The 20,787-nt window shown below is 55.1% G+C and carries 22 protein-coding genes; 5 read left to right on the top strand and 17 right to left on the bottom strand.

Features of this window, described 5'->3' with window-relative positions; all coding sequences use genetic code 11:
• Positions 1-22 precede the first annotated feature (22 nt).
• The gene (locus tag A3OI_RS0112285) at positions 23-1,171 is read right to left on the bottom strand and encodes a hypothetical protein (protein ID WP_018404570.1); all 1,149 of its coding nucleotides are present in this window, start codon (positions 1,169-1,171) and stop codon (positions 23-25) included.
• A gap of 94 nt (positions 1,172-1,265) precedes the next feature.
• Here A3OI_RS0112285 and A3OI_RS23925 point away from each other — a divergent pair, with 94 nt between their 5' ends.
• Positions 1,266-1,784 carry a FlgT C-terminal domain-containing protein gene (locus tag A3OI_RS23925; protein ID WP_018404569.1) on the top strand — a complete coding sequence of 173 codons (519 nt, stop codon included), beginning with the start codon at positions 1,266-1,268 and terminating at the stop codon, positions 1,782-1,784.
• 85 nt (positions 1,785-1,869) lie between these two features.
• Here A3OI_RS23925 and A3OI_RS0112275 read toward each other — a convergent pair whose 3' ends face one another.
• The 8 genes from A3OI_RS0112275 to trhP all read right to left on the bottom strand — a co-directional run bounded on the left by A3OI_RS0112275 (position 1,870) and on the right by trhP (position 9,659).
• Positions 1,870-2,325: a SufE family protein gene (locus tag A3OI_RS0112275; protein ID WP_018404568.1), complete on the bottom strand. Its 456-nt coding sequence runs from the start codon at positions 2,323-2,325 to the stop codon at positions 1,870-1,872.
• Positions 2,325-2,867: a putative Fe-S cluster assembly protein SufT gene (gene sufT / locus A3OI_RS0112270; RefSeq protein WP_018404567.1), complete on the bottom strand. Its 543-nt coding sequence runs from the start codon at positions 2,865-2,867 to the stop codon at positions 2,325-2,327. The genes A3OI_RS0112275 and sufT overlap by 1 nt, the downstream gene beginning before the upstream one ends.
• 11 nt (positions 2,868-2,878) lie before the next feature.
• Complete coding sequence (locus A3OI_RS0112265) at positions 2,879-3,232, bottom strand: HesB/IscA family protein (protein ID WP_018404566.1); 354 nt, start codon at positions 3,230-3,232, stop codon at positions 2,879-2,881.
• 13 nt (positions 3,233-3,245) lie between these two features.
• Positions 3,246-4,496, bottom strand: coding sequence for an aminotransferase class V-fold PLP-dependent enzyme (locus A3OI_RS0112260; RefSeq protein WP_018404565.1), 1,251 nt, complete (start codon positions 4,494-4,496; stop codon positions 3,246-3,248).
• Positions 4,497-4,502: 6 nt separating this feature from the next.
• Positions 4,503-5,804, bottom strand: coding sequence for a Fe-S cluster assembly protein SufD (sufD, locus tag A3OI_RS0112255; protein WP_018404564.1), 1,302 nt, complete (start codon positions 5,802-5,804; stop codon positions 4,503-4,505).
• 15 nt (positions 5,805-5,819) lie between these two features.
• Positions 5,820-6,584 (bottom strand): Fe-S cluster assembly ATPase SufC, encoded by a 765-nt coding sequence (gene sufC / locus A3OI_RS0112250; RefSeq protein WP_018404563.1) that lies wholly within the window; start codon positions 6,582-6,584, stop codon positions 5,820-5,822.
• A gap of 63 nt (positions 6,585-6,647) precedes the next feature.
• On the bottom strand, positions 6,648-8,096 hold the full coding sequence (gene sufB / locus A3OI_RS0112245; protein ID WP_018404562.1) for a Fe-S cluster assembly protein SufB: 1,449 nt from the start codon (positions 8,094-8,096) through the stop codon (positions 6,648-6,650).
• A gap of 222 nt (positions 8,097-8,318) precedes the next feature.
• Positions 8,319-9,659 (bottom strand): prephenate-dependent tRNA uridine(34) hydroxylase TrhP, encoded by a 1,341-nt coding sequence (gene trhP / locus A3OI_RS0112240; RefSeq protein ID WP_018404561.1) that lies wholly within the window; start codon positions 9,657-9,659, stop codon positions 8,319-8,321.
• 216 nt (positions 9,660-9,875) lie between these two features.
• Between trhP and A3OI_RS0112235 the strand changes: the two genes are divergently transcribed.
• Positions 9,876-10,229: a helix-turn-helix transcriptional regulator gene (locus tag A3OI_RS0112235; RefSeq protein WP_018404560.1), complete on the top strand. Its 354-nt coding sequence runs from the start codon at positions 9,876-9,878 to the stop codon at positions 10,227-10,229.
• A 7-nt stretch (positions 10,230-10,236) separates the two neighbouring features.
• Here the strand turns inward: A3OI_RS0112235 and A3OI_RS0112230 are convergent, their stop codons facing one another.
• The 3 genes from A3OI_RS0112230 to A3OI_RS0112220 form a co-directional block, all read right to left on the bottom strand.
• The gene (locus A3OI_RS0112230) at positions 10,237-11,448 is read right to left on the bottom strand and encodes a beta-ketoacyl synthase N-terminal-like domain-containing protein (RefSeq protein ID WP_018404559.1); all 1,212 of its coding nucleotides are present in this window, start codon (positions 11,446-11,448) and stop codon (positions 10,237-10,239) included.
• Between the two features lie 11 nt (positions 11,449-11,459).
• Complete coding sequence (gene fabA / locus A3OI_RS0112225) at positions 11,460-11,972, bottom strand: bifunctional 3-hydroxydecanoyl-ACP dehydratase/trans-2-decenoyl-ACP isomerase (protein ID WP_018404558.1); 513 nt, start codon at positions 11,970-11,972, stop codon at positions 11,460-11,462.
• A gap of 102 nt (positions 11,973-12,074) precedes the next feature.
• Positions 12,075-13,253 carry an NnrS family protein gene (locus A3OI_RS0112220; RefSeq protein ID WP_018404557.1) on the bottom strand — a complete coding sequence of 393 codons (1,179 nt, stop codon included), beginning with the start codon at positions 13,251-13,253 and terminating at the stop codon, positions 12,075-12,077.
• A gap of 196 nt (positions 13,254-13,449) precedes the next feature.
• Between A3OI_RS0112220 and A3OI_RS0112215 the strand changes: the two genes are divergently transcribed.
• On the top strand, positions 13,450-13,818 hold the full coding sequence (locus tag A3OI_RS0112215) for a SirB2 family protein (RefSeq protein WP_018404556.1): 369 nt from the start codon (positions 13,450-13,452) through the stop codon (positions 13,816-13,818).
• 13 nt (positions 13,819-13,831) lie between these two features.
• Here A3OI_RS0112215 and A3OI_RS0112210 read toward each other — a convergent pair whose 3' ends face one another.
• Positions 13,832-14,830 (bottom strand): hypothetical protein, encoded by a 999-nt coding sequence (locus A3OI_RS0112210; protein ID WP_018404555.1) that lies wholly within the window; start codon positions 14,828-14,830, stop codon positions 13,832-13,834.
• Positions 14,831-15,110: 280 nt separating this feature from the next.
• On the opposite strand from A3OI_RS0112210, the gene A3OI_RS0112205 reads away from it, so the two are divergent.
• A complete protein-coding gene (locus A3OI_RS0112205; protein WP_018404554.1) occupies positions 15,111-15,572 on the top strand; it encodes a universal stress protein in 462 nt (153 codons plus the stop codon).
• Between the two features lie 61 nt (positions 15,573-15,633).
• Positions 15,634-17,133: an MFS transporter gene (locus tag A3OI_RS0112200; protein ID WP_018404553.1), complete on the top strand. Its 1,500-nt coding sequence runs from the start codon at positions 15,634-15,636 to the stop codon at positions 17,131-17,133.
• A gap of 109 nt (positions 17,134-17,242) precedes the next feature.
• Here A3OI_RS0112200 and cysQ read toward each other — a convergent pair whose 3' ends face one another.
• The 4 genes from cysQ to A3OI_RS0112180 form a co-directional block, all read right to left on the bottom strand.
• Positions 17,243-18,028 carry a 3'(2'),5'-bisphosphate nucleotidase CysQ gene (gene cysQ / locus A3OI_RS0112195; RefSeq protein WP_018404552.1) on the bottom strand — a complete coding sequence of 262 codons (786 nt, stop codon included), beginning with the start codon at positions 18,026-18,028 and terminating at the stop codon, positions 17,243-17,245.
• A gap of 37 nt (positions 18,029-18,065) precedes the next feature.
• Positions 18,066-18,755, bottom strand: a complete 690-nt coding sequence (locus A3OI_RS0112190) for a nitroreductase (RefSeq protein ID WP_018404551.1) — start codon at positions 18,753-18,755, stop codon at positions 18,066-18,068.
• Between the two features lie 129 nt (positions 18,756-18,884).
• Entirely contained in the window at positions 18,885-20,195 is a 1,311-nt protein-coding gene (locus A3OI_RS0112185) for a TRAP transporter large permease (protein WP_018404550.1), read from the bottom strand.
• Positions 20,192-20,737, bottom strand: a complete 546-nt coding sequence (locus A3OI_RS0112180; RefSeq protein ID WP_018404549.1) for a TRAP transporter small permease subunit — start codon at positions 20,735-20,737, stop codon at positions 20,192-20,194. The genes A3OI_RS0112185 and A3OI_RS0112180 overlap by 4 nt, the downstream gene beginning before the upstream one ends.
• Between the last annotated feature and the right edge of the window lie 50 nt (positions 20,738-20,787).

Genomic DNA, 20,787 nt, shown 5'->3' with positions numbered 1-20,787 from the left:
AACCGCTGACTGCGTGACAGGTTCAGCGCTTGTTTATGACGCTGTGGACGGCCTCCAGCCGGCACTGGTTCATAGCCTGGCCCAGTTCCGGCCCGCTGTAACCCTGGGCCAGTAAGGTTTTGGCTTGTACACCCGCAGCCGCCTGTAACGATTCTGCCAGCTGTTGCAGCCCGATCTGTTGTAAAGGCAGGTCGAGGCCGTTTTGAAGGGGCAAGGTAACGCGTAACAATTGCAGCGCTTGTTGCAGGCGTTCTGGCCGGCGCCAGGCGTCTGCGGCGTTAAGGGCTTCCAACAGCTGCTCGGCCAGTTCGTTTTCGCTGTCGGTAATGTTCATGCAGGATGAGCAGCGCAAGGTGCAGGCCAGGGTGGCAAGCTCCTGGCAGACTTTTGGCGCCTTTAATAAAGTCGCCCGATTGTTGGCTTGTGCGCTGGAAAGCGGCAGTAACAACGCTGCAATTCGCTGCGCTGTGTTGGCGTCGGGTAAATTCTGATGCAATTGCTGCAGGGCGTTAAGGGCCTGCTGGCGTACTGGCTGCGCTGCAAATTCCGGCAGGAGTTCAATCAGGGCGCCACAACTGTGTAGCACCTCAAAAAACGTCACTGGAGAAGTCTCGTGTAAGGCGCGCTGAAGCTCTTGCCATACCCGTTCAGGCACCAGGTGGCCCACTTCGCCGGCGTCAGTCATGGCCTGCATCAATTGCAAGGTGTGGGGGTGAACAGCAAAACCCTGGGGCACAAAGCGGGCGGCAAAACGTGCGGTGCGCAGAATGCGCAGAGGATCTTCAGCGAAGGCTTCGGAAACGTGGCGCAACAGACGGTCTTGAAGATCCTGCTGGCCGCCGAAAGGGTCAATAATCTCGCCGCCTTCGGCCTGCGCCATGGCATTAACAGTCAAATCGCGGCGTTTCAGGTCTTCTTCGAGGGTTACGTCAGGTGCGCTGTACACCGTGAACCCGTGGTAGCCACGGCCGTGCTTTCGCTCGGTGCGGGCCAGCGCATACTCCTCGTGGGTATGCGGATGCAGGAACACCGGGAAATCAGCGCCCACCTGGCGAAAGCCTTGTGCCAGCATGGCTTCGGGCGTAGCGCCCACCACCACCCAGTCGCGGTCTTTAACTGGCAGGCCCAGCAGTTGATCGCGCACTGCGCCGCCAACCAGGTAGATGTCCATAAATGTGCCCATAATAGCGAGAAGTTGTGGCGCAGATTAAGTCAGAAACCGCTGCGACACAAGCCGCTGCCGGTTATGCTAGCGCGGCGGTTTTTTGCCGTTTACGCTGGGTATATTTAGGCGCCTGCGTAAAAACGGCGGTGCGACGGTGAACGACTTTGTGCTGCAGAACGACGATTTTCGAGCCTACGTTGACAGCTATTTGCGCGGTATGAAAACCGTATCTGTGAACGAACACAGTGACGGCGCAGTGGAAACGGTCGTCGAATTGAAACTGGAGCCACGCTTTCGACAGTGCGTTGCCAGTGTGCCCGACACCCAGGTTGCCCGTTATTGCTCGTTACCCTTGCCCCGCGAACAATGGAATGTTGGCCCCGGCAGCGCCAAGGGTTTTGCTTCCGCCGGTTTTGAACAAACCGATTATGGTAAGGCGGTCGCGCAGGTATACCGCAGTGCACAGCACTTTGAGGCCCTGGACGCAACACCCGAGCTGACTGAAACCGGGGTTAACATCACACTCAACAATGTTCACCCTGAGTTCGCCTCCGGCAAGCTGTCGGCCCATGGTGGCCAAACCAATATCCAGCAGGACGATATTGCCGTGGTGTGGTAGCTCGTCGTGTGCGTTATCGTTTGCCAAAGAAAAGGCCCGCACATGCGGGCCTTTTCTGATGTGTCTGGGCTAAAACAGTAATAGGTTATGCGGCCTCCTTAGAGGCGATATCGCGGATTTTGCTGATCATCGAACGCAGACCGTTTCCGCGAGTCGGAGAGATATGGCGGAATAAATCAAGGCGTTCAAACAGCTCGTCGATGTCGATGGCCAGAAGTTCACGGGGTTCGTGATTGTTCAGCGCCACCAGGATGATCGCCGCTAGCCCACGCACAATAATGGCATCAGAATCGATCAGCAGAAACAGCTTGCCGTCGGCTTCGTAGTGGTGAATCAGCCACACCTGGCTCTGGCAGCCGTGCACGTAATTCTTTTCGTTGCGTTCGGAATCTGGAAACGGTGGTAGCTGTTTGCCCAGGTCGATAATGAACGCGTAGCGATCTTCCCAGTCGTCCAGAAGCTCGAAGGCGTCAAACACGTCTTCCATTGTGGTGCTGGTACCCAGCGGATTTTTCGTGAAATTGATTGCGCTGGTGGTCATTACAACATCCCCAGTTCAAGTTTGGCTTCGTCGGTCAGCATGTCGCTGTTCCAGGGCGGGTCAAAGGTCAGGTCTACCGTGACTTTATCAACGTTGGGCACGTATTCCAATTTGGCTTTCACATCTTCGGCAATCACCGGGCCCATGCCACAACCCGCGGCGGTAAGAGTCATGGTGATGTAAATGTGATTGCCGTGCTTTGGTTCTTGCTCGATGGAGCAGCTATAGATCAGCCCCAGCTCTACCACGTTGACCGGAATCTCCGGGTCATAACAGTTACGCAGAGCTTCCCACATCTGATTTTCGTTTACTGTGCCGTCTTCCGGAGTATCAAAATTACTGACCAGTGGCTGTTTGCCCAAGGCGTCGGCGTCGTGGCCTTCAATGCGCGCCAAATTGCCATTAACCGCCACTGTAAAGGTTCCGCCCAGTGACTGGGTAATAGTGACGAAGGTATCCGAAGGAATCATGATTTCCGTTCCGGAGGGAACCAGGCGGGCTTCCACTTCGCGTTTGGTCAGTACAACTTCCCGTTCTTGCATCTGTTACTCCGTCATACCACTGTAAAGCTTTCGCCGCAGCCACATTCTGCGGTGGCGTTGGGGTTGCGAAACTCAAAGGTGGAGTTCACGCCTTCGGTAACAAAATCAATTTCAATACCGTTCACCAGTGGCATGTGTTCGTCTTTTACAAACAGGTCTACGCCGTCGATATGAAATATCCGGTCATCGCTGCCGGACTCTTCCACCCACTGGGTTTCGTACTTAAAGCCGGAACATCCGCTCTTTTTGATGGCAAGACGAATGCCTAGCGCTTCGGGCTTTTTGTCCAACTGCCTGCGCACGTGTTTAATCGCACTGGGGGTCATGGTGACCGCAATCGTTGGGGTGAATACTTGGGCTGTCATAATGTCACCTCCATCAGGTAAACAAACGCTGTATTTTTTGCAGGGCAGCGAACAACTGCTCTACTTCTTCCAGAGTATTGTAGAACGCAAACGAGGCTCGCGCTGTACCGGGAAGCCCGTAATACTCCATCAGCGGCATGGCACAATGGTGGCCGGCACGAATGGCAATGCCCTGCTGGTCGAGCAGAGTACCAATATCACTCGGGTGCAGACCGTCAATTTTAAAGGATATCAACGGCACTTTATGGCGCGCTGTGCCAATCACGGTCATACTCGGCACGCTGGTTACCAACTCGTTGGCGCGCTGGAGTAGGGCGTTTTCGGCCGCTTCCATTGCGTCGCGATCCAGGGTAGCCAAATAATCAATAGCGGCGCCCAGGCCCACGGCTTCGGCAATGGCCGGAGTGCCGGCTTCAAACTTGTAAGGCAAGGTGTTGTAGGTGGTGCCGGCAAAGCTCACCCGTTCAATCATCTCGCCGCCGCCTTGCCAGGGTGGCATAGCTTCCAGCAACTCGGCTTTGCCATAGAGCACACCAATGCCGGTGGGGCCAAACAGCTTGTGGGCCGAAAACACGTAAAAATCGCAATCCAGCGCCTGCACATCGGGCTGGAAGTGGGGCACGGCCTGGGCGCCGTCGACTAAGGTAATCACGCCCTGTGCTTTGGCTTTGGCCACCATGTCGGCCACCGGATTCACGGTGCCTAACGCATTGGATACGTGGGCGATGGCCAGAACGCGGGTGCGCTCACTCAACAGTGAGTGAAACGAGTCCATGTCCAGCTCGCCTTCCGGCGTTACATCAATCGGCAGTACCTTGGCGCCGGTGCGCTCTGCCAGCATCTGCCAGGGCACGATGTTGGCGTGGTGCTCCATCTGGCTCAGCAAAATTTCGTCGCCCGGTTTAAGCAGCGGAGCCAGGCCGTTGGCCACAAGGTTGATGGCTTCGGTGGCGCCGCGGGTCCAGATAATTTCCCGTGCGCTGGGCGCATTTAAAAATTGCTGGACCTTCTTGCGCGCGCCTTCAAAGGCGGTAGTGGCGCGATCAGCCAGGGTGTGGGCACCACGGTGAACGTTGGAGTGCATTTCCCGATAGTAGCTGTCCATGGCCTGCAACACCGCCTCCGGGCGTTGTGATGAAGCGCCGTTGTCCAGATAGACCAGCGGTTTGCCGTTTACCTGTTGCGACAGTATGGGAAAATCCCGGCGTATCGCGTGTACGTCAAACAGCGGTTGGGTGGTTTTGGCCACGGACAAAGTGCTCATAACCGGTTATACCTCTTGGAATGCCTGGTCGAAGAACTGGTTCAGACCGGTGTTGGCGGTGTCACGCACCTGCTCCACCGGAATCTGCGCCACCAGTTCATTGATAAACGCCATGGTCAGCAGAACTTTTGCATCACGGGGGCTAAGGCCACGGGACACCAGATAAAATATGGATTCGTTATCAAGCTGGCCGATGGTCGCGCCGTGGGCGCACTTTACGTCGTCGGCGTAAATTTCCAGTTCTGGCTTGGTGTCAATTTCCGCACCGTTGGTAAGCAGCAGATTTTTGTTGCTCATGTTGGCGTTGGATTTTTGCGCATCCTGATGGATGTGTATACGGCCGTTAAAAATAGCGTGGGATTTGTCTGCTGCAATGTTGCGATAGCTTTCTTCGCTGTTGCAGTGGGCCGCAATGTGTTCGATGGTGGTGTGATTGTCGTAATGCTGGGTACCCTGGGTAACCACCACGCCATTGAGTTTGCACTCGGCACCTTCGCCTTCAAGGCGCACATGCAGGTCGTGACGGCGCAAGGTGCCACCAAAGCCAACGCTGTGGCTTGCAAAACGCGAGTTGCGCTGCTGGCGCACACCGGTGGTGCCCATGTGCTGCACATTCTGACCTTCGGTATTCAGGCGCACACTGGTGATATTGGCGCCATCGCCCAAGCTGAACTCGGTGGCGGTGTTGACCATCACCGGGCTTTCGCCGCTGGAAACATAGTCTTCCACCAGGGTGAGCTGGCTGTTGCTGCCTGCGGCTACTAAAATACAAGGAAAGGCAGATCCGCTGTGGCTGGCGCTGGTGTGGTGAATCACAAGCAGCGGTTGGTTCAGCACGGTGCCTGGCTGCAGCTGTATCAGCAGGCCGTCTTCAAAGCGCGCAGCGTTCAGCAACGACAGGTTGATCGAACCGTGTTTTGCTGGCTGATCGCTGATGGATTTGCCAAGCAGGTCGGCGGCAAGCTCGGCGTCATCGCCGTTCAAATCACTGAAGCGCTGTATGCTAAGGCCTTCCAGCGCTGGGTAGTTGCTGGCTTCGGGGCGCACAACGCCGTTCACTAATACCACAGTGTAACCCTGAATGTCGGCTTCGGCGCCGGCACTGGCGTTCAGTGGCAAAGAGCTGGCCATTTCATCGGTCAGTTTCAGATGCTTGGCCGAGTACTTCCAGTTTTCAGTTTTTCGCGTGGGCAGCAGCAAATCCGTCAGAGCGCTGGCTCTGTTAGCGCGTAGCGCCAGCAGTGGCTCGGGCAGAGCTTGACCCGCCGATTGCAGAAAGGCGCTGGAAAGCGTAGATGCAGATTTCATGTCGCGACCTCCCGATTAGTGGCTGGCAGTTGTGTTATCTTTAACGCCGAGCCAGCCGTAGCCTTTCGCTTCTAGTTCCAGGGCCAGTTCGCGGCCGCCTGATTTGATGATTTTACCATCGACCAATACGTGTACGTAATCTGGAACTATGTGGTCCAGCAGGCGCTGATAATGGGTAATCATCAGAATGGCGCGATCGGGTGCACGTAAGGCGTTCACGCCGTCGGAAACCACTTTCAGGGCGTCTATATCCAGGCCGGAGTCAGTTTCGTCAAGAATGGCGAGCTTTGGCTGCAGCAGCAACGCCTGCATGATTTCGTTACGCTTCTTTTCGCCGCCAGAGAAGCCTTCGTTCACGCCGCGTTTGAGAAACGCGGGGTCCAGGTCGACCTGTTTGGAGACCTCTTTAGCCAGCTTCATGAATTCAGCGGCGTTCATGTCGTCTTTGCCCTGGTGCTTGCGCATGGCGTTGACGGCGGTGCGCAGGAATTGCAGGTTGCTGACGCCGGGAATTTCAACCGGGTATTGGAACGCCAGAAAAACGCCTTCGCGGGCACGCGCTTCGGTGGGCAGTTCAAGCAGGTTGTCGCCGTTGAGGGTAACGTCGCCTTCGGTGACTTCAAATGTTTCATTGCCTGCCAACACCTGCGACAGGGTACTTTTGCCGGAGCCGTTGGGGCCCATGATGGCGTGAACTTCGCCGGCTTTTATTTCCAGGTTGATGCCTTTGAGAATCTGTTTGCCTTCAACGGAGGCGTGCAGGTTTTTGATGCTCAGCATGTGTGATTTCTCTCTTTTAAGCTTTTGAATTCGTTTTAATCAAATTTTGGGCTTCTATAAAGCTTAACCAACCGAGCCTTCCAGGCTGACTTCCAGCAGTTTGCCGGCTTCTACCGCAAACTCCATCGGCAGCTCTTTGAAGACTTCTTTACAGAAGCCGTTAACGATCATGGATACGGCCTGTTCCGGGTTGATACCGCGCTGGCGGCACAGGAACATCTGTTCGTCGCTGACTTTTGAGGTGGTTGCCTCGTGTTCCACGATGGCCGACTTATTCTTACTTTCTATGTACGGGAAGGTGTGGGCGCCGCAGCGGTCACCAATCAATAGGGAGTCGCACTGGGTAAAGTTTCGTGCGCCTTCTGCTCCCGGGTTGAACTTGATCAGGCCGCGGTAGCTGTTTGAGCTGCGACCGGCAGAGATACCCTTGGAAATCACCGTGCTTCGGGTGTTTTTGCCCAGGTGAATCATTTTTGTGCCGGTGTCGGCTTGCTGATAGTTGTGGGTTAGCGCAACTGAGTAAAATTCACCTACGCTGTTGTCGCCACGCAGTATGCAGCTGGGGTACTTCCAGGTGACGGCTGAGCCGGTTTCGACCTGGGTCCAGGATACTTTGGAGTTGTCACCGATGCAGGCGGCGCGTTTGGTGACAAAGTTGTAGATGCCGCCTTTGCCATTTTCATCGCCCGGGTACCAGTTCTGTACCGTGGAGTATTTGATCTGGGCATCTTTTAGTAGCACCAGTTCGACGACTGCAGCGTGCAGCTGATTTTCATCGCGCATGGGCGCGGTACAGCCTTCCAGATAGCTGACGTAACTGCCTTCGTCGGCGATAATCAGGGTACGTTCGAACTGGCCGGTGTTGGCTGCGTTGATGCGGAAATAGGTCGACAATTCCATCGGGCAGCGCACACCTTTGGGGATGTACACAAAGGAGCCGTCGGAGAATACCGCGGAATTCAGCGCGGCGAAGTAGTTGTCAGCGGCGGGAACCACGCTGCCCAGATACTTTTCCACCAGTTCTGGATATTTCTGAACCGCTTCTGAAATCGGGCAGAAGATAACACCGGCTTTTTCCAGTGGCTCTTTGAAGGTGGTGACGACAGAGACAGAGTCGAAGACTGCATCTACTGCAACGCCCGCCAGTTTGGCACGTTCGTGCAGCGGAATGCCCAGTTTTTCGTAGGTGCGCAGCAGCTCAGGATCGACTTCGTCGAGGCTCTGGGGCATATCTTCCGGGCGTTTGGGCGCGGAGTAATAGGAAATCTCGTTGTATTTTACCTTTGGGTAATCAACGTGAGCCCAGTCAGGCTCTTCCATTTCGAGCCAGCGACGATAGGCTTTCAGGCGCCACTCCAGCATGAATTCGGGTTCTTGCTTGAGTTCAGAAAGACGGCGAATGACGTCTTCATTGAGGCCCGGCTCAAAGGTGTCTGACTCAATCTCGGTCACGAACCCGTGTTCGTAATCCCGTTTGATGAGTTCTCTTACCTCTTTGTCTGTGGTCGCCATGATCGTCGCTCCGTGTTCTTTTATCGTGGGCTGTGACGCCCTTTAATTTGCCAGCAATCGCAGAGGTTGCTGGGCTGATCTGTTGCTTGTTGACACTGATTGTACAATACCAGAGTAATTTAGTCAGGTATTAAATCGAGGAAGCCGCATTAAACTGCAAACTACTTTTAAAGCGGTTTGCGCGTCTGGGTTATGGTCAGTAAGCGTTATTATACGTGCAGTTTAGCTTTGTGTGCCATTCGGTAGGATGCGTGTCAGGTAGCTGTGAACAAGCTGCGCCGGAGCGTTTGGAGGCACAGGAATACGTACAATGTGGCCGCTGCCGGGGGCGCAATCCACGGCGCCGCCGTTCAGATTTTCCATAGCAGGCAGGGTGAATCGCAGGTTGCCGCTGGGGGTGACCAGTTCCAGCGGGTCACCGATGGAGAATTTGTTTTTTACGGTGATGGTAAGCCACTGGTCGTTGGCGTCGGCGATGGCGCCCACCACCTGCTGGCTGCCGAGATAGGATGAACCCCGCTCGTAGCTCTGATATTCCTGGGGCAGGTGGCGGCGCAGGAACCCTTCGGTGTAACCGCGGTTCGATAGAGCTTCGAGCTCGTCCATCAGGCTCATGTCAAAAGGCTTGCCTTGCACAGCTTCGTCAATGGCCCGGCGGTAGGCCTGGGTAGTGCGTGCTACGTAGTAGGTGCTTTTGGTGCGGCCTTCAATTTTCAGTGAGTGCACGCCCATTTCGCACAGGGCGGCTACGTGCTGCACCGCGCGCAGGTCGCGGGAATTCATGATGTAGGTGCCGTGTTCGTCCTCATAAGCGGGAATTAAGCTGCCGGGACGGTTGGGTTCTTCCAGCAGAATTTCCTTGGGTTCTATCTCCCTGGGTTCAGCTTCCTGCACAGGACTGTCAGAAGAGCGGGCGATCAGGTCGCCGGTCTGATCGTGGCTGTGTGCCACCGGTTTGTAGTTCCAACGACAGGCGTTGGTGCAGGCGCCCTGGTTGGCATCGCGGTGGTTCATATAGCCCGACAGCAGGCAGCGGCCGGAGTAAGCCATGCACAGAGCGCCGTGTACAAACACTTCCAGTTCCATCTGCGGCACCCGCTCGCGGATCTCGCGAATTTCGTTCAGTGCCAGTTCCCGTGACAGAATTACCCGGCTGATGCCCTGGCTGCGCCAGAATTCTACTGTTGCCCAGTTTACCGCGTTGGCCTGAACAGACAGGTGTATGGGCTGGTCTGGCCACTGCTTTTTTACCAGCATGATTAAACCCGGGTCGGACATGATAAGCGCATCGGGTTGTTGCTCCAGTACCGGCGCCAGATCTTTCAGATAGGAGCGAACCTTGTCATTGTGGGGTGCAATGTTAGAGACCAGATAGAACTGCTTGCCCAAATTGTGAGCGCGCTCGATACCAGCGCCCAGGGCGGCTGCGTTCTTGAAACTGTTGTTGCGAACCCGCAGGGAATAGCGGGGCTGGCCGGCATAAACCGCATCGGCGCCATAGGCAAAGGCGGTTTCAAGGTGCTCGGGGGTGCCGGCAGGCGCAAGCAGTTCCGGGGTATTCATAACGGGCTCCGGGATGAGTATGTTGAGGATAGGGCGCTTATCAAGAGTCGCGAGCGCGCTATTGTGCCCGAGCCAATCGGAATGTCAGTTGACCTCGCTCAAGGGTATTATGGATTAATTTCAGCTAACATCTGTACGCTGAATGCTTTGATGGTTTATCTTTCACCACCGAATTTTTTAAAAGATGACAATAAATTCTGAGTCGGGAGGGGTTTCATGGCTGTAAACGGGCAGCAGCAGGCTGCGCGGGCATCTCTGAGTATCCGCGTGCGTGTTTTAATTGACGGCCAGCTGGCCAGAGGAAAGGTAGGTGTAGAGGTGGTGGCGTCACAGCTGCACATGAGCCGCTATACCTTGCACAAAAAGCTGCGAGCGGAAGGGCTAACTTTCGCGCGTATATTGGAGGACGTTCGCCGCAAGCAGGCGCTGGCTTACATGCAGGATAAAACCAAGCCGCTGGTAGAAATTGCCGAACAGCTTGGGTTTTCAGAACTGAGTGCATTCAGTCGGGCGTTCAAGCGCTGGATGGGCTCGTCGCCGGCTGAATACCGCTCGGTCAGGTTTTCCTGAATCGAGCTTAGAACTTTTTAAACACCAGGCTGCCGTTGGTGCCGCCAAAGCCGAAACTGTTGCTCATCACATATTCCAGGTTCTGGTTTTCGCGCACTTCGCGCACGACCGGGTAACCTTCTGCGCCTTCATCCAGATTTTCGATGTTGGCTGATGGGCAAATGAAGTTTTCACGTTGCATGATCAGGCTGTAAATGGCTTCGTGCACGCCTGCCGCGCCCAGAGCGTGGCCGCTCAGTGCTTTGGTAGAACTCAGCGGCGGAATGCGGTCACCGAAGGCCTGCTTGATAGCTTTCAGCTCGGTGATGTCGCCGGCCGGTGTGCTGGTGCCGTGGGTGTTGATGTAGCTGATTTCGCCGTCGATGTTTTTCATCGCCTGCTGCATGCAGCGTACTGCACCCTCGCCGCTGGGGGCGACCATATCGGCGCCATCAGAGGTTGCGCCAAAGCCGACGATTTCCGCCAGAATGTTGGCGCCGCGGGCTTGTGCGTGTTCCAGAGCTTCCAGCACCAGGGTGCCGCCGCCGCCAGAAATCACGAAACCGTCACGGTTAGCATCGTAGGTGCGCGACGCTTTCTCCGGGGTGTCGTTGTACTTGGTGGACAGCGCGCCCATGGCGTCGAACAACATGCTCAGGCTCCAGTGGATGTCGTCGCCACCGCCCGCCAGCATGACGTCCTGGCGGCCCATAGCAATCAAGTCTGCAGCGTGGCCAACCGCGTGGGTACTGGTAGCACAGGCCGACGTAATGCCGTAGTTAACACCGGTGATGCCGAACGCCGTGGAAATGCTGGCATTGATAGAGCTGCCCATGGTGCGTGGCACCCGGTAAGGACCCACCCGGCGAATGCCTTTTGTACGATGGGTGTCGATGGCGTCCATCAGCTCCACGGTAGATGCGCCGCCGGTGCCGAAAATGGCGCCGGTGGTGTTGGCGCGGATCTGCTCGTCGGTCAGGCCAGACTGGGCCAGGGCTTCTACCGTAGACAGGTGGGTGTAGCCGGAAGCCGGGCACATAAAGCGCCACAGTTTGCGGTCAATCAATTCTGGAAGATTCAGGTTGATCTGACCGCAAATCTGGCTACGTAGGCCGTTATCGCGGGCTTCTTCGCTGAAGCCGATACCGGACTTCACGTCCCGCAGTGATTTGGTTACAGCCTTTATGTCGGTTCCAAGGCTGGACACAATGCCCATCCCGGTGATTACAACGCGACGCATGTCAGTCACTCCTAAAAATTGTCGGTGGAGGTGAACAGGCCTACCCGTAGGTCTTTGGCCGTATAAATTTCCTTACCGTCCACTTTCATGCGGCCATCGGCGATAGCCATGGTTAGCTTGCGCTTTATAAGACGTTTGAAATCAAGATGGTAAGTGACTTTTTTGGCATTAGGAAGAACCTGGCCAAAGAATTTCACGTCACCGGAACCCAGCGCGCGACCTTTGCCCTGGCCACCGGTCCATGCCAGGTAGAAACCGAGCAGCTGCCACATGGCGTCAAGGCCCAGGCAGCCCGGCATAACCGGATCGCTGTCGAAGTGCACCTTGAAGAACCACAGGTCCGGGTTGATATCCAGCTCTGCGGTCAGGCCGCCTTTGCCGTAAAGCCCGCCTTCGCTCCCAATGTGGGTGATGCGGTCGAACATCAGCATTTCATCAATGGGCAGGCGCATGCCAGCGCCCTTGAACAATTCACCGTGACCGCAGTCGATCAGGTCTTGTTTGCTAAACGTGTTGGAATCCATAGTGCCGATGTCTCTTTCACAAGATGATTTTCCGTAACTCTAGCTCGAAATTCGCCTGATGCTATTGACCATTAGTGGATAATTACAAAATTTGCGCAATGTTTACCCGATTTTACCGTCTGGCCGTGGGCTAGCCAACATGTGGGCGTAGCGCCACAGAAAGACACCAAAGGCGATCAACCATAGCAGAGTGCTGACGCCAATACCGGCGTGCCAGCCCAGAATATTGAAGGCAGTCAGCACCCGTGCCACCGCGGCCAGCTGGATCAATACAAAGGCGGTTACCATGCCCCGTGGCAGCACCAGCGGCCGGCCGGTGTGGCCCAGGGTTACCCGTGCTATAACCCCAAATATCAGGCAGCCAATGGCGCCAGCGCCCGCAGCGTGGGCCCAGGCGTTTGAAGGCCAGCCGGCCAGCAAGTGCCCGGCCAGAAGAGCTAGCGCCACCGGCACCCATAGAATTGACAGGTGTAAAACCCACAACAGCGGTTCTTTACGGGTCAGCCAACCTTTCCAGTGGTACAGCCGCACCAGCATAATGCCAGCAGCAACGATGGCCATCACGCCAGCAAGGGTGCGCCAGCCGCTCACCAGCGTTGCCAGCAGCACAATCATCGCAAATACGCTGGCCATATCCAGTTTGGCTGAATTTTTCACCAGCGTAGGGCTCAGTCCCTGGCGGCCCAGATAACCGCTGGTGAAGGCCGGCGTGATACGCCCGCCAACAATGCTGATCAGGGCCAGGCCCATCAGCAGCGCACCGTAGCTGTAAACCGGATCAAGTCGGGTAACGAAGCCGATTTGCATCAGCCATAAAAGGCCCAGTACCACCAATATCATCAGTTGGCGTTTCTGCCGCGCGTGCCAGACACGCCAGCCCGCATCGAGCATCACTAACGGCAGAAAGGCCAGGTTCACACCCTGAACCAGCCAAACCGGAAGATCACCGCCAAATGCCAGCAATAGCCGACCAGCAAGCCATACGCCCCATAATAGAACCAGGCGCAGACCATGAATTCGATCGGTCTGGGTCCAGGTGCACACGGCCGTTAGCAGAAAGCCCGCAATAGCGGCGGTCAGGAACCCGAACAGCATTTCGTGCTGGTGCCATAGCACCCCGGGCAAGGCTAGTGGCAGTTGTAGGGTGCCTGTTGCCTGGAGCACCCATACCGGCAACACAACAACAACCAGCAGGGCCATAGACAGGAAGAAAATGCGAAAAGGGTAACCGAACAACTGACCGATACTGGCGCCGTCGGCGGATGGTGTCGGAATCGCCATGAGGATCTCCGTTAATAGTGGTATTTTATGTATATGTTAAAGGAAGGCCAGTTCAAATGACATACCCGGATGGGAGTAGTGTGCGTACAATAACGGTTTTATCGCCGTGCCTTTGCCCTTGGATTTGGGCCGAGAAAGACTATTTTGCGCGGTTTATAATCAACTTCATTGAAATCAAGGAACCCCGCCCGTGTACATGACTTTAAAAAGCATTCACATGCTCACCGCGTATCTGACGGTGACGCTTTTCGCACTGCGCCTGCTGATGGATGCCGTGGGCCGCCCTGGTTGGCGGCAAACGCCTTTGCGCTGGATTCCCCACGCTAACGACACGGTGCTGCTGGTCAGCGCTATCAGCCTGGTGTTTGTAACACCGTGGATGCCGTTAGTCCACGGTTGGTTAACAGCCAAAATAATTCTGTTGGTGGGTTATATCGTAGCCGGTCTGTTTGCCCTTAAGGTCAGTGTCGATAAGCGCGCACGCATCGTGGCAGCGGTGCTTGCCCTGTTGCAGATAGCCGCAATATTCCACCTGGCGACTGCCAAGCCGGTACTGTTCTCCTAATGCTCTACGGTTTTTAACCGCTGTTGAGTAACTCCGGAAGGTCGGTGGATTCTGCCGCGTTGGCCCACTCTTTGCTTTCGGCATTGCGAATGGCCAGGTGCATGCGCAGCAAGGTGAACAGTGTCAGAGCAAACAGCAGCATGAAACTGGTTTGCCAGATGCCGGTTATATCACTGATGGCGGCGAATGCCAGTAGCATCGGGGCGGCAAGAATGGCTCCGGCCATCGTGAGTGTGGCGGCTGCTGTGTTTACTTTGTGGGGATAGTACTGGGAGTAGTACTGAGAATAGTACCGGGGTATTTGGCTAAACAATGCCGCTTGGCCAAGAGCAAGAAATAATCCCAATGCGATCATCAGCATGGAAAAAAGTGGCAGGCCGAGGCTTAGGGTAAAGAGAATCTCGCGGTCGATGCCATGCACCTGATAATGGGTGGGCGGGTAGCTGAGTATGAACGTCACAATCAATATGCCGGTCAGACTGTGGTACATCATTCGCCGCGCGCCGAATCGCCGTGCCAGCTTTATGGCGGGGGCATGAAATAGCGCGGCGGGTATTATCCAAAGCAAGCCGGTAAGCGCTGCGTGAGCAACATCAAGCTGATACAGCTCCGCCAGATAATGCGGCAGCCACAACGAAAGAACAATAAAACTGGCAGACACGCCGCTGTAAGACACTGCAAAACGCCACATCAGACGGCTTTGCTGAGCGCAAGGTGTTCCGGCATGGTGCGTAACCGTTGTCGTGCCTATGGCATTCGCGGGCATTGCCCGCCGGCCAGCGTTTATTCCGAACGCCAAGCGTAACCCGGAGCCTGCCAAAACAGCCAGTGCCAACACCAGGCTGAGGGTGTTTGCCTGCAGGTGTAATTGGTTTTCCAATACTAATCCGCTGATCCCGCAAAGCAGCAGCGCAAAGGCACCCAAAAGGGTTGCCAATGTTTTTGGTGCGAACTCCGGCTCAAGCGGCATTTTCAGCGCTTGATGATGGGATTGAAAGCGGTTGTTTTGCACGCCGCGGTCTCATTTAAACAAATTTTTACCATTTGCAGATGTTACCAAAACCATGAATTTTCGGGCCGGGGCATCAGGGGTACCTCCTGCTGGGGAGCGATGGGGTAGGCTTTTGCGTGGCAACAGGTGCAGGGGGGATAGAGTCTTGATTTCTCTGGTGGGGTAGGCGCCATTAACGTTGATACACGTCAATTATAAGCGCTGTTAAGTGTGGGCTAATGCACTCATAGACCACCGCAACGCCTGTAACGGTGCCGATGAATTCGCCGGGAAACTCCCTATGAAAATAATGATCGCCTACGATGGTTCGCGCAACGCCAAACTGGCACTGGCACAAACCATCACCATGTTTCACGAGCTCAAACCTACCCTCAGCCTGGTTGCCGTGGCCGAGAACCCGCGGGATATAACCGCAAGCAACGAGGACTTGTTTCAGGAAGAGCTGGCCAGTTTAAAAAAGGCCCTGCAAGACGCTTTGGAAATGTGCATCAAGGAAGGCATCAGCGCCGACTCCCTGTTACTGGAAGGAGATGCACGCAAGATGTTGCTCTACGCAGCCGAAAATAAAGTGCAGCCAAACATGTTGGTGATTGCTCGCCACAGTGAAGAGCCCGACGGCGGTTTTATCGCCCGTTCACTGACTTATTTCGTGGATGAGCTGGATTACATGACATTCGGTAAGGTCAGTTCGTTTCTGGCGCGCCGGGTGCAATGCCCATTGCTTATTCTGCCTAGCTGCTGATGGCCGCTGGTGCCCTGGCAACTGACAGAACTGTAAGAACTAAAAGCCCCCGGAGGCTTAAATGAAAGTCGCAGCTATATTCGGTTTTAAAAATCCAGAGATCAAAGCGCTGCACCTGACCTGGATTGCGTTCTTTATCACATTTTACGTGTGGTTCAACATGGCGCCGTTGGCGTCGAGCATGCTGAAAAGCGTGAACTGGCTGACCGCCGATGACTTGCGCCTGTTTGCCATCTGTAACGTGGCGTTAACCATACCCGCACGAATTATTGTGGGTATGGCACTGGACCGCTTCGGCCCCCGCCGGGTGTTTTCGATTTTGATGGTGCTGATGTCGATACCGGCGCTGACCTTCGCCTTCGGCAATACCATGACCCAGCTGCTAGTCAGCCGTTTGGTGCTCAGTTCTATCGGTGCCAGCTTCGTGGTGGGTATTCACATGACCGCCATGTGGTTCAAGCCCCGCGATATCGGCTTTGCCGAGGGCTTCTACGCCGGTTGGGGCAACTTTGGCTCGGCCGCTGCCGCGCTGACGCTGCCGACCATAGCCCTGCAAATGTACGGTGGTGATGATGGCTGGCGCTGGGCCATTGCCCAGAGTGCCATCGTGATGGCGCTGTATGGCGTGTACTACTGGTTTGCGGTTACCGATGGCCCGGTGGGAACCGTACATCGCAAGCCGCGTAAATCGAGTGCGATGGAAGTCAGTACCTGGGGCGACATGGTCAAACTGATTCTGTGGACCATTCCGTTGATTGGTGTGTTGGCTATTCTGGTGTGGCGTATTCAGAACATGGGTTACCTGAGCGTGACCGGTGCGGTAGTGGCCTATGTGGTGATCTGCGCCATCGTTTGCTATCAGATTGTGCAGATTCTGCGGGTTAACGTTCCTATCCTGAAAAAGGGCGTACCGGAAGACGACAAGTACCCGTTTAACAGCGTCGCCGCATTGAACAGCACCTATTTTGCCAACTTTGGTGCGGAACTTGCAGTGGTGTCCATGCTGCCGATGTTCTTTGAGGAAACCTGGGGCCTGGGCGCTGCCACTGCCGGATTGGCGGCTGCCTCTTTCGCCGTTGTGAACCTGGTTGCCCGGCCTATGGGTGGCATGGTGTCGGACCGCATGGGTAACCGCCGTTTTGTAATGCTGAGTTATATGTTTGGTATTGCGGTGGGCTTTGTGCTGATGGGCATGCTGAATTCTAGCTGGCCGCTGGTTATTGCCGTGGTTGTTACCGTGTTTACCTCGTTCTTTGTGCAGGGTGCAGAAGGCGCTACCTTCGGCATTCTCCCGTCCATAAAGCGCCGCCTGACCGGGCAGATTTCCGGTATGGCCGGAGCTTACGGCAACGTAGGTGCGGTGGTTTATCTGACGATCTTCACCTTTGTGACCCCCTCCCAGTTCTTCTACATTATCGCCGCTGGTGCGTTTGTAAGCTGGGTCCTGTGCTTTATGTGGCTGAAAGAGCCGGAATCGGGTTTCGCCGATGAATACGCAGTGTCGTCAGTGGACTTGCAGATCGAGGAAGAGGATCGAGTGCGCAAGGCTCCTCTTAGCTGAGACAGCCTGGCGCAAAGAAAAACCCCGCTGGGAGCGATTTCAGCGGGGTTTTTTTGGGGATAAGGGGCAAGGGTAGGGGACAGATTTGAAATCTGTCCCCGGTTTCCGTCTAAGATCTGTCCCCAGCCTTCAAGCCCCAGGCTGAAAAGTGCGGGTTGGCAAAGTTTGGCTTGCCGTACACCATGGGCTTGTTGTCCAGGGTAATCAGTCGGCCACCGGCTGCACGCAGCACAGCGTCACCGGCAGCAATGTCCCATTCCATAGTGGGCCCCAGTCGCGGATACACATCCGCTTCACCGGCGGCCAGCAGGCACAGCTTTAGTGAAGAGCCCGCACTGGTCTGGCTGGCCACCCTGGCACCGGCTAAAAAGCGCGCCAGAGCGGCCTCGTCGCCATGGGAGCGGCTGGCGACAACGGTTAACCCGGCCGCTGGCACCGGGCGGCACTGAATGGCCTTGCGCTCGCCGTTTTCCTCTATAAAAGCACCTAGCCCGCGGCCACCGGCGAACAGCCGCTTCAGAGCCGGCGCCAGAACCACGCCCAGTACCGGCACGCCGTTCTCAATCAGCGCAATGTTAACGGTGAACTCGCCGTTGCGGTTGATGAATTCTTTTGTGCCGTCCAGGGGGTCTACCAGCCAGAAGCGGTCGCCGGTTTTTGGTGTATTGCCGGCGGCAGCCTGCTCTTCCGCGACAATAGGAATTCTTCTGTCCAGTGCCTGCAGCGCCGGCAAAATGAGAGCTTCGGCCAGCTCGTCGGCTTCTGTTACTGGCGATGCATCGCTCTTCGTACGCACGTCAATATCGCCGGCGTAAATGCTCATTATGGCGTCGCCTGCTTGGTGCACGATGGGTAGAAGCTTTTCAAGCAAGGATGCGTAAGCGTCGTTCTTCATTGGTGTTTCGCCCGTTAAATTAAGTGATAATTTTAAGTTAACGATCTTTAAATATCGCCGTTTCACTGAGCGGTACGCGGGAAGTTCGCGTGTTATTTGCCTTGATTTCCGGATCCTCATAACCAAAACAGATACCAAACACCACGCCGATGTTTTCCGCCAGTCCGAATGCATCACGAACCAGGTCAGGATGGGATCGCAAACTACCCATAGCACAGGAACTGATGCCTTGTGCAGTCATTGCCAGCATCAGGGTTTGGGCATAAATGCCGACATCGACTGCGATGGTGGCACCAAAAGAGCGATCCATGCAAAGAAAGGCTACATGTGGCGCATCAAAGAACTCGAAGTTGCGCAGAGCCGCTCGGCTGCGACCGACTTTGTCGTCGCGGGCAATTTCCATTTCTCCGTACAGTGCTGCGGCGCAGTCAACTTGCCTGCCGCGATAAACGCCCTCAAATTTGCTGACGTAGCTAAAATCAGGTTCAGAGGGTGCCCCCGCCATTGCGCGACCGATAAACTGATCTCGCAATGAGTTACGTAGATCGCCCGAAGCAACCACGACATACCACGGTTGAGTGTTGCAGTTTGACGGTGCTTGCTGTGCCTGTTCGAACACGTTGCGCATGGTTTCTTCAGGAACCGTTTTTGGCAAAAAACCACGGACGGAGCGCCGCTGAAAAATTGCATCTACCAGAGACATCGCAGGCTTGCTGATTGCATTCATAGGAAGTTCCGAAATAATGAGTACGCGGTGTTGTTTTTTAGCCGTTTTAATTTTTTTATAACGTCGGTGTTTATGAACATCACGTCCAGACACAGTCAGAACGTGATGTTGAGCTCATGATTGAGCGGATCAGAAGAACACGTTTGGAAGCCAGGTAGCGATTTTCGGAAAGACCATAATGATGCCAATGGCTATGATTTCGATGATTACGAACGGAACGACGGAGGTGTAGATGTCCTTCATGGTAATGCCTGGCGGTACGACACCTTTCAGATAGAACAGGTTAAATCCGAAGGGCGGAGTCTTATAGCCGATTTCCATGTTGATCACGAACAATATGCCGAACCAGATCGGATCGAAGCCAAGGGATTTCACGATGGGCATGAACACCGGCAGAGTGATCAGCATGATGCCAACCGGGTCGAGCACCATGGCCAGGAAGAATATAATCACCATCATTGCAATGATGATGCCCCACGGACCGCCGGGAATGTGCTGCATCATGCCTTCTATCAGATCTTGAGCTCCCATGCTTTGGTATGCCGCGCTAAACGCGTGAGCGGCAAATAGGATCCACATGATCATGCCCGTAAGCTTGAAGGTACGGATAGCGGCTTCCTGCAGGATACTCCACTTAAACTGGCGATAGACGGCCGCCGAAATCAGCGAACCAAGAACACCCATGGCGGCTGCTTCCGTTGGCGTGGTAATGCCACCGATTATGGAACCTAAAACCATGAAAACAACGCCAATGGGCAGCAGCACGGCTCTTAATGCACGGAGCTTCTCAGGCCAGGTGCCACGTTCTTCTGGAGGCAGGGCCGGTGCCAGGTGCGGCTGGAGGGTAGAGCGCACGAGGATGTAAGTAACGGTCATTACCATCAGCAGAACGCCAGGCATGATGCCGGCAGCAAACATCTGGCCTACGGATACCCCGGTAATCAGCGCGTAGATAATCATCAGAATGCTGGGTGGTATCAGAATGCCCCAACCACCACCTGTATTGATGACACCCAGCGCCATTTTTCGATCATAGCCCCGTTCCAGCATGGAAGGCAGTGCGATGGTTCCCATTGCAACCACTGCTGCGCCACTGATGCCGACCATGGCCGCAAATACGGCGCAAATAACCAAAGTTCCTATAGCCAGGCCGCCGCGAAGGCCACCAAACCACAGCTGCATCATCCGATACAAATCCTTTGCGACACCGGTTCGCTCCAGCACCATGGCCATGAAAACAAACAGGGGTATGGCAACCAGGGTAAAGCTGCCCATGGTGCCCAAGATCTGCGTGGCCACCATATAGAAGGAATCGAATCCCCAGGTAAAATAAAGAAAGATCACAGAAACGCCACCGAGGACAAAAGCCAGCGGCAAACCCAGTAGCAATAAGAACAGCAGCGAACCAAAAAACAGCAGGGTCAGGACTTCAATACTCACGACTGCTCTCCTTCAGAAGCGCTGTGATCCGGGCGGTAGTAATCCAGGTTGAATGCAATGGCAATGTCTTCAAGGAGTTTTGCCAAGCCCTGCAGTACCAGCAGTCCTGTTCCGACAGGAATGGCAAGCTTGACCGGCCAGACCGGCGGGTTCCAGGCAGAGTAAGAAGTCTCCCAGCCGGCTATGGATTCGCTGGCCATATCAATACCAAACCACAGCAGGGCAAGAGTAAAAATGAAAAATATCAATGAGGTGACGATGTCCATAAACGCCCGCTTGCGAGGCGATAGCTGCGAGTGCAGAAGATCGACATTGACGTGGCCCCGATGAGCCATGATGTAGCCTCCGGACATCACCGCATAAACGCCGAACAGCATTTGAGTAAGCTCGTTGGTCCAGACTGTGGGTGCGTCAAGCAGATAACGGAAGCCCACTTCCAGCAGCAGGAACGCGAACATGGCAAAAACGAGCAGGGCTATCCAGCGCCCGACAAAATCATTAAGACGGGTAACCCCTCTTATGAATGCGGTCAGCACACTCATTGCATTCTCCAGGAGGATGTTGGGTTTTTCAGGGATAAAAAAGCCGGACG

It is taken from the genome of Marinobacter gelidimuriae, assembly GCF_000372805.1.
In the GTDB taxonomy this organism is placed as follows: domain Bacteria; phylum Pseudomonadota; class Gammaproteobacteria; order Pseudomonadales; family Oleiphilaceae; genus Marinobacter; species Marinobacter gelidimuriae.
The sequence above is the reverse complement of the archived record's forward strand: the minus strand, read 5'-3'. Positions and strand labels throughout refer to the sequence as shown.